Source organism: Priestia endophytica DSM 13796 (assembly GCF_900115845.1).
GTDB classification, from domain to species: Bacteria; Bacillota; Bacilli; order Bacillales; family Bacillaceae_H; genus Bacillus_I; species Bacillus_I endophytica.
This window is the reverse complement of the sequence record NZ_FOXX01000015.1, coordinates 77,413-90,326: the sequence shown is the minus strand read 5'-3', so window position 1 is coordinate 90,326 and position 12,914 is coordinate 77,413. Positions and strand designations below refer to the sequence as shown.

Below are 12,914 nucleotides of genomic sequence, written 5' to 3'. Positions count from 1 at the left end.
CCTCATGCGAAGATATGTGTTATCCGGTATTAGCTCCGGTTTCCCGGAGTTATCCCCGTCTCAAGGGCAGGTTGCCCACGTGTTACTCACCCGTCCGCCGCTAAGTTTTGAAAAGCAAGCTTTTCAAAACTCCGCTCGACTTGCATGTATTAGGCACGCCGCCAGCGTTCGTCCTGAGCCAGGATCAAACTCTCCATAGAAAGTTTGGTTTCATCTTTCGATGCCCATAGCTTTTTGTTTCTAATAAGAAACGTTGTTTTAAAAATAAAATAGAATTAACGTTGACGTATTTTGTTCAGTTTTCAAAGGTCAATATAATTGGAGCGGGTGATGAGAATCGAACTCACGACATCAGCTTGGAAGGCTGAGGTTTTACCACTAAACTACACCCGCATCTTTTTTTGAAGTTGCTCCTGGTCGGGAAGACAGGATTCGAACCTGCGACCCCATGGTCCCAAACCATGTGCTCTACCAAGCTGAGCTACTTCCCGTCAGATGACTTTATTTTGTAATTGGCGCGCCCGATAGGAGTCGAACCCATAACCTTCTGATCCGTAGTCAGACGCTCTATCCAATTGAGCTACGGGCGCATTTCTTAAATAAGCGACTTAATCATCTTATCATCTTTCGGTTTTGCTGTCAACAACTTTTTTGTTGTTTTGATTATTTCATATCACTTCCTCAGAAGCGACATTAATTATCTTACCAAAACCATTTCATTATGTCAATACTTTTTTTAAAAAGTATTTTTAGTTTGTTTCTTCTTTAAATTGTTTCCTTTCGTTTTCCGGAAAGCTTTTTAAAGAAGCAACGTCATTAATAATACCAACTCTTCTTTTATGTGTCAACACTTTCTGAAAGTATTTTAAAAAAATATTGTATTTTAAATCACCCTCCCTTCTACTAGAAAGAAGGCTGCTTGAAACTTTAATATACTCTGCTGGTATTATATATACATTTTATAGATATTTTTAATAGAACTAGGAGAACTGTATAATTATTTTATACCACGTTATCATGTAAAGAAAGGAGTCAGAACATGAAATTAATTATTGGTATAACAGGAGCAACAGGGGCAATCTTTGGCATACGCCTTCTTGAGCTTTTAAAAAATACAGACATTGAAACACATCTTGTTATGTCCCAGTGGGCTTCAGCTACAGTTCATGTAGAGACTACTTATACTACAAAAGAAGTTGAAGCACTTGCAGACTATACGTATTCCCCAAAAGACTTAGGTGCTAAAATATCGAGTGGCTCTTTTCAAGTTGATGGAATGATCATTGCTCCTTGCAGTATGAAATCTTTAGCCTCCATCCGAATGGGCCTAGCAGATAATCTTGTGACGCGAGCAGCAGATGTAATATTAAAAGAACGAAAAAAATTACTGTTAATGACTCGTGAAACGCCACTAAATGATATTCACCTTGAAAATATGCTAGCGTTATCACGTATGGGAACCATTATATTCCCTCCAATGCCTGCTTTCTATAATCACCCTCAAAGCATTGATGATATTATTAACCATATCGTATTTAGAGCTCTTGACCAGTTTAATATTTGTCTTTCCGCTGCTAAGAGATGGGAAGGAATTAAAAACAACTAACCCTTTGAGAATGGAGGTTTCTACTTATGAAGAGGGAATTGACATTAGAATTCTTAGAATTATTAAACGGAAAAAACCTTGATAATAAACAACATGAAGCATTCATGCTCCTCACAATAGATGAAGAGAACTGGCCACATACAGCAATGATTAGCGTTGGTGAAATTGTAGCAAAAAATGCACAGGAAGTTTACCTTGGACTTTGGCCAGAAACGACTACAACAAAGAACATCATGCGTTCAAAGAAAGCAACTCTTGTTTTTTTCTTTCAAGGAAAAGCCTACTATATTAAACTCTCCCTCAAACAGCTTCCGCTACTCCATCTCACTAAGTACAAACGAGAACGCTTTATTGGAAAAGTTGAAAACATACGTGAAGATAGAGCTAAATATGCTTCTATTACTTCTGGAGTACAAATAAATTTAAATAATCCAGAAGAAGTCATCCAACGATGGGAAGAGACAATCAACGAAATATCAAGATAAAAAAGAGCCGTTTATTTCAAATAAGCGGCTCTTTTTTATAGCTACATAGAGACTGTATTACGTCGTTGACGCTGTTTTGGTTTATAGATTTTTCCAACAAACATATATCCATATTTAAAATGGTTAAAAATCCAGGATAGCATCATGGGGCCAACAATTGAAAAGCTATAAATAATCATAAGGCTTAGCGAACTTTGTACTTCTGTAAAACTATTTAAAATCGTAAGCCCTATCCCTAAGAAATACACATGAAATAAATAAATGGAGAAAGAGTAATTACTAATTGTCATGATAATAGACGGTACTTTTGAGACTTTTGAGAACAGATGGAAAAATAAAAAGATTATACTTGTTGTGTATAGAAGAATATCAGGCCTTTTTGATGATACTTCAAAGAAACCAAAATACGTATTATTTAAAATCATAAAAGCTGATAAGGCTACAAGACCATACACGATATAACGGTATTGATCTAATAAAGAAATAAATCCCTTATAGTTTTGTCCACAATAGTAGGCAAGACAAAAATAGAAAACCCATCCTACGAAAGGAATCCAAGAAATCGGAAAGATTGGATTAGGTCCAAAGGAAGGAATATCTATGAACGTTACAAAAGTAAGGTATCCTCCATTAATAAGAAACGCTATAGAAAGAACAAACTTAGCAGAAATCCGCTGTAGTATTTGATGAAAGAAAATATGCAATAAGTAAAATTGGAAGATGATGAGGATGAAGTACCCGATAAAATTACCAAGAAAGATATTAGCACTTATTCTTTGTAGAAATGATAGTAGTGTCGTATTATCACCTAAACTAGACATCATAACAGCATCAACAAAGGCTACAAAAAGGAATGGCAAAAAAATAAACTGTATTCTCTTTAGTAAAAAACCTTTTGGTGTCCCATTTGGATATGAGTAGGAAAGTAAAAACTCAGAAATAAAGATGAATGCTGGGGTACTAAACATTAATAACGTCATTAACATAGATGATGTACTATCCATTGTAATTCCTAACACATGAATCATAACAACACTTAAACACGAAATGCATCTAATAAAAAATATCTCTTTTACTTGCATTTTCACATCTCCTCCTGTATCGTTTTCAACTCCACAGAAATTTACCATATTATAGTTAATTACAGAAAGAGGCTTTATTCTTAGATTGTGCAAATTTTAACAACTCCATATTTAGAAAGAGCTCTTCAAATTAGCTTTAGTTTCTCTTATCTCTACTGTAGCACTCTACCTCTTTTCTCCATAGAAAGATAAAGAGGTTTACCTCCTTTATTTTATAGTAATTTTTAAGGAAGTGACGATCATGACCAAAAAACGTGCAGATGTGGAGGTAAGATCCGGTGCAGATTGTAAGTGAATTTCCTGATATTACTCTACAAATTTCTGAGACAGAAGATACACAATTAAAAATTGTCGGCAGAGTTTCTTACAATAAAATCCCCTAAAAAAATGTGAGAGTAGCGTTAGGGGAGTCCTCCGACTTGATTAACTTTGATTCTGATTCTTTATTAACAAATGATAGTGGTATTTTCACCACAACAGCTTCTGTTCTCCCTTATGCAGCAGATGACATTCAAGTTTTTGCAACTATTCAATACAATGGAGCTCCTCTCTCTACCTCTTCACGGTTAAGCACATAAGCTTATACTCTAGCATGAAGTAGAGATAAATGATTTTGATAAAGAATCTTCACCATCTTATTTCAATTGTAAACAATATCGAAAAAACAGTAGGGTTTTATATAAATGTGTTAGGAATACAGGAAGAAACATTTTAAGCTGTGAGGAAAGCTGTGGGTTTTGTTACGGAGAAAAATATAAAAGAAGTTCCTGTAACAAGAACAAGAACAGGAACTCTTGGAGCCCTTACATTTGTATATATTAGGGATCTTGATCAAAATCTAATTGAAGTTTCACAATTTGTTAAACAAAAAAGACCATAAAAAAATACCAAAGGTTTAAACCTTTGGTATTTTTGATGCGGCCGAGAGGACTTGAACCTCCACGGGTTATACACCCACTAGGCCCTCAACCTAGCGCGTCTGCCATTCCGCCACGACCGCGAGTGTTGAAAAATGAATGCGGGTGAAGGGACTTGAACCCCCACGTCATAAAGACACTAGATCCTAAGTCTAGCGCGTCTGCCAATTCCGCCACACCCGCATATTAAACTTTCTTAAATGGTGAGCCATGAAGGACTCGAACCTTCGACCCTCTGATTAAAAGTCAGATGCTCTACCAACTGAGCTAATGGCTCAATGGCTGGGCTAGCTGGATTCGAACCAACGCATGACGGAGTCAAAGTCCGTTGCCTTACCGCTTGGCTATAGCCCAAAAGATGATATAACTTGATGAGATGACCTTTACTTCTTCAAAAGGTGAATGATCGACATCAAATATTATAAAAGTGACCCGTACGGGATTCGAACCCGTGTTACCGCCGTGAAAGGGCGGTGTCTTAACCGCTTGACCAACGGGCCATATAAGAAATATGGCGGAGAAGGAGGGATTTGAACCCTCGCGCCGCTTGCGCGACCTACACCCTTAGCAGGGGCGCCTCTTCAGCCACTTGAGTACTTCCCCGTTTGGCTCCACAGGTAGGACTCGAACCTACGACCGATCGGTTAACAGCCGATAGCTCTACCACTGAGCTACTGTGGAATATTAAGATGAGACGCTATTTATTATATACCAGCTAACTTAGCTTGTCAACATCTTTCTTACAAACTAAAAGTTTATCCTAGAAATAGCGACTCCATAAATTTAGCATAGTTTATTTTAAGAGTCAATACCTTTTTCAAGAAGAAGAAGGCTACCTTTGCATCTTCCACACCTGTATTTTGTAATATCTACTTTACGCTTTCTTTCATAGAGATAATTGCAATCTTTACAACGGTAAAAAACATTCTTGTTTTTCTGTTGAATAGAAGAAAGTGAGCTACAATACCTTGGAGCTCCAACTTGTTTTAGCAACGCTTTGAATTCTTGGTCTCCATGCTTATATCCTTTGCCTGTAAGATGAAGATGATAATGACATAGCTCATGTTTAATAATCCCAATAAGCTCTTCTTCTCCAAACGCTTCATAATACTTAAAATTCACTTCAATATGATGTGTATTAAGCATATAGCGGCCACCTGTTGTCCGAAGTCGTTTGTTGAAATATGCCTGATGTTCAAATGCTCTGTCAAAGGATTCTATAGAGACTTTTTCTACTAGCTCTTGCAAACTGTCATTATTCATTACTCCATCTCCTTTCATAAGCACGTGACTAGCCCTAGGCGCATATACTTACTATTACTTCCCTTTTAAACAGAAAGGACGTGGCAATATGCCTTCATGGCTAATCAATCAAATGCAGCGTGCTTATTATACGAAAGATCGTTATCAAATTAAACTATTGAATCAGTGTTGGTTCTTTTATCAAAAGAAGCACTGCTCTTAGCAGTGCCCCTTGTTTTAAGAAGGTGCAATCATAGACAAAGCAATACGTCCTTTTGAAGCATCAACACTTTCCACCCATACTGTTACTAGATCACCAACAGCGACAACGTCTAATGGGTGCTTGACATATGAATTTCTTAGCTTTGAAATATGCACAAGACCATCTTGCTTTACCCCGATATCTACAAATGCGCCAAAGTCCACAACATTTCTTACTGTGCCTTCAAGCTCCATCCCTTGTGTTAAATCTTCTAGCTTTAGAATATCTTGTTTGAGAAGAGGCTTTGGTAATTCATCCCGTGGGTCACGCTCTGGTCTTTGAAGAGAGTCAATAATATCATTTAAAGTTAATTCTCCAATTTCCAGTTCTTGCAAGGCTTCCTCTTTGCTTAGTTCCTTTATTTTTTCGGCTAACAAAGGGCTCCCAAGATCTTTAGTTGTCATCCCTATCATTTGTAATAATTTTTTAGTTGCCTCATAATTCTCAGGATGAATCCCTGTTCTATCAAGAGGCTGCTTTCCATCTAGAATACGCAAGAAACCAACGCACTGCTCATATGTTTTGGTGCCTAATCGAGGAACCTTCTTGAGCTGGCTACGATTTGTAAGTTTCCCCTCTTCTTCTCTATATTGCACAATATTGTTTGCCACTGTTTTGTTAAGCCCCGCCACATATTGTAAAAGAGAAGATGAAGCTGTATTTAAATTTACACCAACTTGGTTTACAACCGTTTCAACAACAAATTTTAATGACTCGTTTAATTTTTTTTGAGACACATCATGCTGATATTGACCAACTCCAACGGATTTTGGATCAATCTTAACAAGCTCTGCTAATGGATCTTGCAAACGGCGAGCAATCGAAATTGCGCTTCGCTCCTCAACTTGAAGAGTTGGAAACTCTTCACGTGCCAGCGCAGAGGCTGAATAAACACTTGCTCCTGCTTCATTGACAATAAGATAAAAAATATTTCGTTTCATATCTTTTAGCAAATCAGCAATAAACTGTTCGGTCTCCCGTGAAGCTGTTCCATTCCCAATTGCTACTACTTCAACATTATATTTTTGTAGCAGTTCAACAACTTTGTCATATGCTTCTTGCTTCTTAGCTTTTGGCGGGTGAGGATAGATTACATCAATTTCTAATGTTTTACCTGTTTCATCTACAACAGCTAGCTTACAACCCGTTCGATATGCAGGATCTACTCCTAGCACCATTTTCCCTTTAAGAGGAGGCTGTAAAAGTAAATTACGCAAGTTCTCAGAGAAAATTTTGATAGCCTGGTTCTCTCCTACTTCTGTAAGTTCACTTCGGATTTCTCTTTCAATAGAAGGAGCTAAAAGGCGTTTGAATCCATCTGCAATTGCTTTTTTTACATAAGAAACAGAAGGAGCATGAACATTTTTAATAATTTCGCGCTCTAAATATTGAATAATACGATCTTCTGGAAAACCCATTGAAATACGAAGCACATTTTCACTTTCTCCTCGATTCAACGCCAATACTCTGTGAGGTACAATTCTATTAATGTTCTCTTCATATTCGTAATACATGCTGTAAACTTCTTTTTCATCTATTGCGTCCTTTTTCTTAGCTGATGCGATTTTACCTTCTTTTCGAGTTTGCACACGAATCCATTCTCGGTACTTAGGATGATCTGAAATTTCTTCAGCAATAATATCTTCTGCTCCTTCTAGGGCTTCTTCTATTGTACGTACTTCTTTATCTTGAGAGATAAACTTTTGTGCATAGTTCTCGACTTCTTCTTTTGTTGAGAATGTTAGCAACCAGTCAGCAAGTGGCTGTAGTCCCCGCTCTTTAGCAATTGTTGCTTTCGTTCTTCTTTTTTGCTTATATGGTCTATATAAATCTTCTACTTCCTGAAGCTTTAAAGCTTTTTCAATTTGCTTTTTAAGGTCATCTGATAATTTCCCTTGTTCTTCAATAAGTCTTAAAACTTCTTCTTTTCGGTTCTCAAGATTTTGAAGGTATGTCCATCGATCTAGCACAGACTGTATTTCAACTTCATCAAGAGCCCCTGTCATTTCCTTTCGATAGCGGGCAATAAATGGTACTGTATTTCCTTCTTCAGTGAGTTCAATTACGCTTTTAATCTTTTTTAAAGGTATATGTAATGAAGCTTCAATTTGCTTCAACTGCTGTTCTTTTGTTAATGACATACGCGTTCCTCCTTCGCTGGACCTTTCTTTATTATAGCAATTTCTTCCTCCCTTACAAAAGAAACAAAAAAAAACAGATTACCCCCTGATAATCTGTTGCTGCACTTTATTCTTTTAGTGACCAACACAACCTAAAACATATGTTGCGTCATCATTTGAAGGAGGAATACTCATTTGCATATAGGAAGAAATATCAGAAAGCGATCTTGAACGCGAAAAGATATTTTTAATTCCACTGATTGAAATGCCATCTGTATGAATTAAAAAGTGACTTCCTAGCTGATAAGAAAACGTACCTGTTTTAAAGGGCTGAGGTTTTCCAGAAAGAAAGCCATTTACTGGGATGGGATATGTTAGATTTCCATCAGGCGAATATAGATAAAAACGAATATTGCCTACTCCACTATATATAAATTGCAGTTTCTTTTTGTAAATCTTCAAAACTGAAACAGCTGCGCCTCGTGTACTTTTTAGAGCGTTGTTGCACTGTGACATAATCTCTTCTACTTCTTGGTTTTGGAAGCGTTCAGCAGCTTCTTTAACAGCAACAGCTGCATACATAGCGTACTCTCCGCTTCCAAGACCATCTGCTACAACACAGAGGAAGTAATCCTCTGTGTCTGCTATGAAATAGCTATCTCCGCAGTAATGACTTCCATTTTTAGAAACCTGATATGTTTCTACTTTTACTTGCGGAATGGATTCGTTCATCATTGAAATGAATTCTCCACTTTTTCAGCATCCGTCCTAACTGCATTACGCAGTTTTTCTAACGCTCTTCGCTGAAGTCTTGATACATGCATTTGAGAAATACCTAACTTCTCTCCTGTATCTTTTTGACTTAAGTTTTCCATAAAAGTACACTGAATGATTTCTCGCTCGCGCTCTGTTAAAACATGGAGTACTCTCTCTAATACTAACCGTTGATCAACAGTCTCATATCCGTTTTCTCTTTGCCCCACTAAATCTAGAATTGTTACTGTACTTCCATCTGAATCTGCTTCAATGGAGTGATCAACAGAAAGTGCTTGATAACTTTGGCCCATCTCCATTGTTTCAAGTACTTCCTCTTCAGATACTTCAAGATGTTCAGCAATCTCATGTACTTTAGGTGATCGCTGAAGTTTTGTCGTAAGCTCTTCAACTGTCGCTTTAATACGCGGACCAAGCTCCTTAATCCGACGCGGAACATGTACACTCCATGTTTTATCACGAAGAAATCTTTTAATTTCTCCAACGATAGTCGGGACTGCAAATGATTCAAAACTGCGCTCATAGCTTGGGTCAAATCGACGAATAGCTCCTAATAACCCAAGCATCCCAACTTGAGAAATATCTTCATGAATGTTGCCACCTTTTGAATATCTTCTGGCAATGGATTCTACAAGACCTTTATATTGAATAACAAGTCTATCTTGAGCATCTTCATCGTTATTTTTTTGATATTGATCAATAAGCTGGATAACTTCTTCTTTACTTAGCTTCGTAGGTTGAGATTGTGCTGCCATCACTCTCCACCTGCTCTCTTTGTAAGTTCTTCGCCATCATTAAAGTAAGACCTTTATTATGAGTGATTTTTGTTTGGTCCATAAGAGTATCGATCAAATATAAGCCAAGACCACCTTCTGGTAATTCATCAACATCTTGAGATGTTTCATATGGACCTGCTTCTTTTTGCAAGTCACCGTAATCAAATGATTCACCTTTATCAGCTACAACGATCTCTAAATATTCTTCGTAAAGACCAAAAGCAACTGTAATTTCCCCAATTTCTTCTTTATAGGCATGCTGTACAGCGTTCGTACATGCTTCACTAATCGCAATTTTCATATCTTCAATATCGTCATAGGAAAAGCCCATTCTGTTAGCAATTCCCGATAACGTTAAACGAGCAATGGCCACATAATCTGGTTTAGCAGGGATTTTCATCTCTACGATATCATATGGTTGTTTCATTTTACGCCACCCTCTACGTGAGAATTTACATTTAAAATTTCCGTTAGACCCGTGATGTCAAACAAACGTTTAATTCGTTCTGATACACCAACAAATTTCAATTTACCTTCGCTACTCTTAATTGCTTTTAGTAGCGCAATAAATACGCCCAAACCTGTACTATCCATATAAGAAACATTTGTCAAATCCACAACAATGTATGGTTCTGACAACTGTGCTAATTCCATAAATTTGTTTTTTAATTCTGGCGCTGTATATGCGTCAATTTCACCAGCTAAGGTGATGTAATGTTTTTCATCCTTCATTTGTACATCTATTGATAAGTTCACAGGATTTACCTCCTTCAATTATACTGCTATCAATTTAGTTACCCTTATTTTAATAAGTTAAACCAATCTTTTTAAAATAATAAGGGTAAAATCATCACGAAGTTGGAAATCTTGTAATTTTTCCAATTCCTTGTAAATAGAGTGTACAACTTCTTGAGCCGGAAGATGCATATACTTCCGAATAAGATCAATAATTTGTTCTCGCTCAATAAACCCTTCTTCTGTTCGACATTCTGTTACTCCATCTGTTAACAGAACAACAAGATCCCCTATCTCAAGATGCTTTTCATACTGTTTGTATTTACGATGTCGATCAACCCCTAGGACAAGGCCTTTACCGTCTATATCTGAAAATTTGTCTTCTTTCGCATTGTAATAGAATCCTGGCTCATGACCTGCTGAGGAGTAGCAGAAACTTCCGTCAGCAGAGTCATAGATACCGAAAAACATGGTAATAAACATGCTTGGATCAACATTTTGTTCTACTACATTGTTTAAATTCTCCAATACATAGTCAGGAGTCTTCCTTGATTCAGGTAAACTATCCATGGCATATTTGATCATTGACATACACATTGCAGCTGGAATACCTTTCCCAATAACATCAGCAACAGCAATGCTAATACGATCATTCTCGTCTTGTACAAAATGATAATAATCCCCGCTCATCTTTTTAGCGGGAATACTAATAGCACCAATATCTAGCGACTTTAAGGAAGGCACTGCTGTACCAAGCAAATTTTGTTGAACATTTGAGGCGATCTCAATTTCAGAGTTCAGCTCAATTTGCTTGCTCTTGAGCATTTGATGTTCACCTAGCGCGAGTCCATAGCTAATCATCATTTCAAGTAGAAAATCTAGTGATTGAAGAACTTCTTTTGGAATATCTTGATGAATTTCTTCAATCACTTCTTTATGGATACTAACAATATCTTCAGGGGAGATATTATTCTCAAGAGACTTACGGCTTAGCTTTTGCCCTTCATACAACACCGTTTCATTTGGCGTTTGCAAATAGCTGCTCAGTATGTCCCGGTATAGTGCCTTCATTTCATTTTGAAAATCCATTCTCCTCCCCCTTACCGGAGCCACTTAACTGCTCGAATTTCTGTTCCTTCATCAACAACTGAATTAATATCAAATTGATCAACGAGCCTTTTTACACCAGGAAGACCAGCTCCTAATCCCCCTGAAGTTGTATAACCGTCTTCCATTACTTTTCGTATGTCCGCAATTCCCGGACCTTGGTCTTTTGCTATGATTAAAAGGCCCGATTTTCCTCTTTCAAATATCTTCTCGATGCATATTTGGCCTTTATCTGTATATAAATATATATTCCGAGCTAGTTCAGAGATTGCGGTTGTAATCCGAGCTTGGTCGACCGTTCCGAACCCTAACTCTTTAGAGACATTGCGACCTAATTGACGGGCAGCCACAATATCCCACTCCGTAACAATTTTGACGCAGGATTGGAATTCCATTGTTATTCCCCCAATTCATACTGGAGCTTCTCAAGTCCTTTTTCCAAATCTAAGGCTGTCCATACATCGCTTAATCCAATCCCAAGTTCAATAAGAGTAATGGCTACTGCTGGCTGAATGCCAGTTAAGACGACTTTTGCTCCCATCAGTCCGGACATGTTAACAACATCACCTAACACTTTTGCTATAAATGAATCAATCATATCGATTGATGTTAAGTCAATTACGACTCCTTTTGCACCTGTTTGGTGAATTTTATTTAATAGATCTTCTTGAAATTGGATTGCGGTTTGATCGTCAAGCTCCCACTGAATGGAAACTAATAAGTAGTCATATAGCTTCAATATAGGAATCCGCATAGCTATTCCTCCATACTTATAATTTGTCTGTTTGTGATTTCAAGGGCGCGTTCAACGCCTACTCTTAGAGAGTTTTTCGTAATAACTTGATCCAAACGAATGCCAAGATTAACAATTGTTTGGGCAATTTCAGGACGAATACCGACAATAAGACATTTAGCCCCAACTAGTCGTACTGCTTCCGAAGCTTGGATAATATGATGTGCCACCATTGTATCAACAACAGGAACTCCTGTTATGTCAATAAGCACAACTTCTGACCGATGTTTTACAACACCCTCTAAAAGATTTTCCATAATAATGCTTGCCCGTTCCGTGTCAATCGTTCCTACAAGAGGCATCACTGTGATGTTATCAAAGATTGGAATAAGCGGTGCTGATAGTTCTTGAAGAGCCACTTTTTGGAGATTAATTGTGTTTTCCCAAGATGTCGCGTAGATGTCTTCTAACTCATGATAGATAGGTTCTACCCAAAGCTCTAATTCTTGTACAGTTTCCATGGGCACATAGTTATCATCACGTGCGAACTCATCTTCCATAAGCAACTCTAGGATTACTTTACGAAGCAAACGAATGGCTCGCGTCAAATATGTGAGTGGCCATCCGAGTTTTACAACACGCTCAATGAACTCTTCTAACTTTGTTCTAAAGTGCTCAGGTGACTCTGTTTGGTGACTAAAGATAATATCAAGAAATTCAGAGTTCATGCTAACATAAACGTTCTCAGAGACTACATTTGTAAGAGGTTCTGCTGATACATCCTTCATCGTATCAAGCCAACCTTTTGCGATTTCTTGTCTATGTTCAATTATATATTGTTGAATACTCCGTTCCATCTTGTCCTCCTTAATACAGTACACATATCTATATAACAAAATATTATTTTTAAACTGTCTCTTCTATTATAACAGTAATGAAAAAAAGCAGGAGTGAAAAATCCCCTACTTTTAATCATACGTGTATTTAGTTTTTCCAGTCAAGAATAAGGGTACTTTCCTATATAAAGGATGGAGTACCCTCATCATTGCTGTTAATCTGGTAGTTGTGTGCGATC

16 protein-coding genes, 10 tRNA genes and 1 rRNA gene are annotated in these 12,914 nt (G+C 37.3%); 5 read left to right on the top strand and 22 right to left on the bottom strand.

Features of this window, described 5'->3' with window-relative positions:
- The 4 genes from BM012_RS21455 to BM012_RS21440 form a co-directional block, all read right to left on the bottom strand.
- Nucleotides 1-200: ribosomal RNA gene (locus BM012_RS21455) — 16S ribosomal RNA — on the bottom strand; the annotation flags it as partial.
- 119 nt (nucleotides 201-319) lie between these two features.
- A tRNA-Gly gene (locus BM012_RS21450) sits at nucleotides 320-393 on the bottom strand.
- 21 nt (nucleotides 394-414) lie between these two features.
- Nucleotides 415-491, bottom strand: a tRNA-Pro gene (locus tag BM012_RS21445).
- A gap of 22 nt (nucleotides 492-513) precedes the next feature.
- Nucleotides 514-590, bottom strand: a tRNA-Arg gene (locus tag BM012_RS21440).
- A gap of 449 nt (nucleotides 591-1,039) precedes the next feature.
- On the opposite strand from BM012_RS21440, the gene BM012_RS21435 reads away from it, so the two are divergent.
- Together BM012_RS21435 and BM012_RS21430 are read left to right on the top strand one after the other, a co-directional pair.
- Complete coding sequence (locus BM012_RS21435) at nucleotides 1,040-1,606, top strand: non-oxidative hydroxyarylic acid decarboxylases subunit B (RefSeq protein ID WP_061802752.1); 567 nt, start codon at nucleotides 1,040-1,042, stop codon at nucleotides 1,604-1,606.
- 26 nt (nucleotides 1,607-1,632) lie between these two features.
- The gene (locus BM012_RS21430) at nucleotides 1,633-2,091 is read left to right on the top strand and encodes a hypothetical protein (RefSeq protein ID WP_061802751.1); all 459 of its coding nucleotides are present in this window, start codon (nucleotides 1,633-1,635) and stop codon (nucleotides 2,089-2,091) included.
- A gap of 41 nt (nucleotides 2,092-2,132) precedes the next feature.
- Here the strand turns inward: BM012_RS21430 and BM012_RS21425 are convergent, their stop codons facing one another.
- Nucleotides 2,133-3,173: an acyltransferase family protein gene (locus tag BM012_RS21425; protein ID WP_061802750.1), complete on the bottom strand. Its 1,041-nt coding sequence runs from the start codon at nucleotides 3,171-3,173 to the stop codon at nucleotides 2,133-2,135.
- Between the two features lie 419 nt (nucleotides 3,174-3,592).
- Here BM012_RS21425 and BM012_RS26565 point away from each other — a divergent pair, with 419 nt between their 5' ends.
- Both BM012_RS26565 and BM012_RS26960 read left to right on the top strand, forming a co-directional pair.
- Complete coding sequence (locus BM012_RS26565) at nucleotides 3,593-3,751, top strand: hypothetical protein (protein ID WP_161939277.1); 159 nt, start codon at nucleotides 3,593-3,595, stop codon at nucleotides 3,749-3,751.
- Between the two features lie 152 nt (nucleotides 3,752-3,903).
- Nucleotides 3,904-4,053, top strand: a complete 150-nt coding sequence (locus BM012_RS26960; protein ID WP_235606107.1) for a VOC family protein — start codon at nucleotides 3,904-3,906, stop codon at nucleotides 4,051-4,053.
- A 36-nt stretch (nucleotides 4,054-4,089) separates the two neighbouring features.
- On the opposite strand, the gene BM012_RS21420 is transcribed toward BM012_RS26960, so the two are convergent.
- The 8 genes from BM012_RS21420 to BM012_RS21385 all read right to left on the bottom strand — a co-directional run bounded on the left by BM012_RS21420 (nucleotide 4,090) and on the right by BM012_RS21385 (nucleotide 5,353).
- Nucleotides 4,090-4,173: transfer RNA gene (locus BM012_RS21420), tRNA-Leu, on the bottom strand.
- 17 nt (nucleotides 4,174-4,190) lie between these two features.
- Nucleotides 4,191-4,273 (bottom strand) — tRNA-Leu (locus BM012_RS21415).
- Nucleotides 4,274-4,291: 18 nt separating this feature from the next.
- Nucleotides 4,292-4,367: transfer RNA gene (locus BM012_RS21410), tRNA-Lys, on the bottom strand.
- A gap of 2 nt (nucleotides 4,368-4,369) precedes the next feature.
- A tRNA-Gln gene (locus BM012_RS21405) sits at nucleotides 4,370-4,444 on the bottom strand.
- A 74-nt stretch (nucleotides 4,445-4,518) separates the two neighbouring features.
- Nucleotides 4,519-4,590, bottom strand: a tRNA-Glu gene (locus BM012_RS21400).
- Nucleotides 4,591-4,602: 12 nt separating this feature from the next.
- A tRNA-Ser gene (locus BM012_RS21395) sits at nucleotides 4,603-4,693 on the bottom strand.
- 3 nt (nucleotides 4,694-4,696) lie between these two features.
- Nucleotides 4,697-4,771, bottom strand: a tRNA-Asn gene (locus BM012_RS21390).
- A 117-nt stretch (nucleotides 4,772-4,888) separates the two neighbouring features.
- Nucleotides 4,889-5,353 (bottom strand): SprT family protein, encoded by a 465-nt coding sequence (locus tag BM012_RS21385; RefSeq protein WP_061802749.1) that lies wholly within the window; start codon nucleotides 5,351-5,353, stop codon nucleotides 4,889-4,891.
- An 88-nt stretch (nucleotides 5,354-5,441) separates the two neighbouring features.
- Between BM012_RS21385 and cmpA the strand changes: the two genes are divergently transcribed.
- A complete protein-coding gene (cmpA, locus tag BM012_RS26190; RefSeq protein ID WP_087944394.1) occupies nucleotides 5,442-5,555 on the top strand; it encodes a cortex morphogenetic protein CmpA in 114 nt (37 codons plus the stop codon).
- A gap of 14 nt (nucleotides 5,556-5,569) precedes the next feature.
- On the opposite strand, the gene BM012_RS21380 is transcribed toward cmpA, so the two are convergent.
- From BM012_RS21380 to BM012_RS21340, 9 genes are all read right to left on the bottom strand, one after another.
- On the bottom strand, nucleotides 5,570-7,735 hold the full coding sequence (locus BM012_RS21380) for a Tex family protein (RefSeq protein WP_061802748.1): 2,166 nt from the start codon (nucleotides 7,733-7,735) through the stop codon (nucleotides 5,570-5,572).
- A 114-nt stretch (nucleotides 7,736-7,849) separates the two neighbouring features.
- Nucleotides 7,850-8,449, bottom strand: coding sequence for a PP2C family serine/threonine-protein phosphatase (locus tag BM012_RS21375; protein ID WP_061802747.1), 600 nt, complete (start codon nucleotides 8,447-8,449; stop codon nucleotides 7,850-7,852).
- Nucleotides 8,446-9,243 (bottom strand): RNA polymerase sigma factor SigB, encoded by a 798-nt coding sequence (sigB, locus tag BM012_RS21370; protein WP_061802746.1) that lies wholly within the window; start codon nucleotides 9,241-9,243, stop codon nucleotides 8,446-8,448. The genes BM012_RS21375 and sigB overlap by 4 nt, the downstream gene beginning before the upstream one ends.
- A complete protein-coding gene (rsbW, locus tag BM012_RS21365; RefSeq protein WP_061802745.1) occupies nucleotides 9,209-9,691 on the bottom strand; it encodes an anti-sigma B factor RsbW in 483 nt (160 codons plus the stop codon). Before rsbW ends, sigB begins: the two co-directional genes overlap by 35 nt.
- Nucleotides 9,688-10,020: an STAS domain-containing protein gene (locus BM012_RS21360; RefSeq protein WP_019395225.1), complete on the bottom strand. Its 333-nt coding sequence runs from the start codon at nucleotides 10,018-10,020 to the stop codon at nucleotides 9,688-9,690. The genes rsbW and BM012_RS21360 overlap by 4 nt, the downstream gene beginning before the upstream one ends.
- 57 nt (nucleotides 10,021-10,077) lie before the next feature.
- A complete protein-coding gene (locus BM012_RS21355) occupies nucleotides 10,078-11,088 on the bottom strand; it encodes a PP2C family protein-serine/threonine phosphatase (protein ID WP_061802744.1) in 1,011 nt (336 codons plus the stop codon).
- A gap of 11 nt (nucleotides 11,089-11,099) precedes the next feature.
- Nucleotides 11,100-11,501 (bottom strand): anti-sigma regulatory factor, encoded by a 402-nt coding sequence (locus tag BM012_RS21350; protein ID WP_061802743.1) that lies wholly within the window; start codon nucleotides 11,499-11,501, stop codon nucleotides 11,100-11,102.
- A 2-nt stretch (nucleotides 11,502-11,503) separates the two neighbouring features.
- Nucleotides 11,504-11,860, bottom strand: coding sequence for an STAS domain-containing protein (locus BM012_RS21345; RefSeq protein ID WP_019395222.1), 357 nt, complete (start codon nucleotides 11,858-11,860; stop codon nucleotides 11,504-11,506).
- A 2-nt stretch (nucleotides 11,861-11,862) separates the two neighbouring features.
- Entirely contained in the window at nucleotides 11,863-12,696 is an 834-nt protein-coding gene (locus BM012_RS21340; RefSeq protein WP_061802742.1) for an STAS domain-containing protein, read from the bottom strand.
- Nucleotides 12,697-12,914 lie beyond the last annotated feature (218 nt).

Coding starts and splice junctions, on each gene's coding strand:
- BM012_RS21435 (WP_061802752.1), top strand. CDS start 1,040: ATGAAATTAATTATTGGTATAACAGGAGCAACAGGGGCAATCTTTGGC.
- BM012_RS21430 (WP_061802751.1), top strand. CDS start 1,633: ATGAAGAGGGAATTGACATTAGAATTCTTAGAATTATTAAACGGAAAA.
- BM012_RS21425 (WP_061802750.1), bottom strand. CDS start 3,173: ATGCAAGTAAAAGAGATATTTTTTATTAGATGCATTTCGTGTTTAAGT.
- BM012_RS21385 (WP_061802749.1), bottom strand. CDS start 5,353: ATGAATAATGACAGTTTGCAAGAGCTAGTAGAAAAAGTCTCTATAGAA.
- cmpA (WP_087944394.1), top strand. CDS start 5,442: ATGCCTTCATGGCTAATCAATCAAATGCAGCGTGCTTATTATACGAAA.
- BM012_RS21380 (WP_061802748.1), bottom strand. CDS start 7,735: ATGTCATTAACAAAAGAACAGCAGTTGAAGCAAATTGAAGCTTCATTA.
- BM012_RS21375 (WP_061802747.1), bottom strand. CDS start 8,449: ATGATGAACGAATCCATTCCGCAAGTAAAAGTAGAAACATATCAGGTT.
- sigB (WP_061802746.1), bottom strand. CDS start 9,243: ATGGCAGCACAATCTCAACCTACGAAGCTAAGTAAAGAAGAAGTTATC.
- rsbW (WP_061802745.1), bottom strand. CDS start 9,691: ATGAAACAACCATATGATATCGTAGAGATGAAAATCCCTGCTAAACCA.
- BM012_RS21355 (WP_061802744.1), bottom strand. CDS start 11,088: ATGGATTTTCAAAATGAAATGAAGGCACTATACCGGGACATACTGAGC.
- BM012_RS21350 (WP_061802743.1), bottom strand. CDS start 11,501: ATGGAATTCCAATCCTGCGTCAAAATTGTTACGGAGTGGGATATTGTG.
- BM012_RS21345 (WP_019395222.1), bottom strand. CDS start 11,860: ATGCGGATTCCTATATTGAAGCTATATGACTACTTATTAGTTTCCATT.
- BM012_RS21340 (WP_061802742.1), bottom strand. CDS start 12,696: ATGGAACGGAGTATTCAACAATATATAATTGAACATAGACAAGAAATC.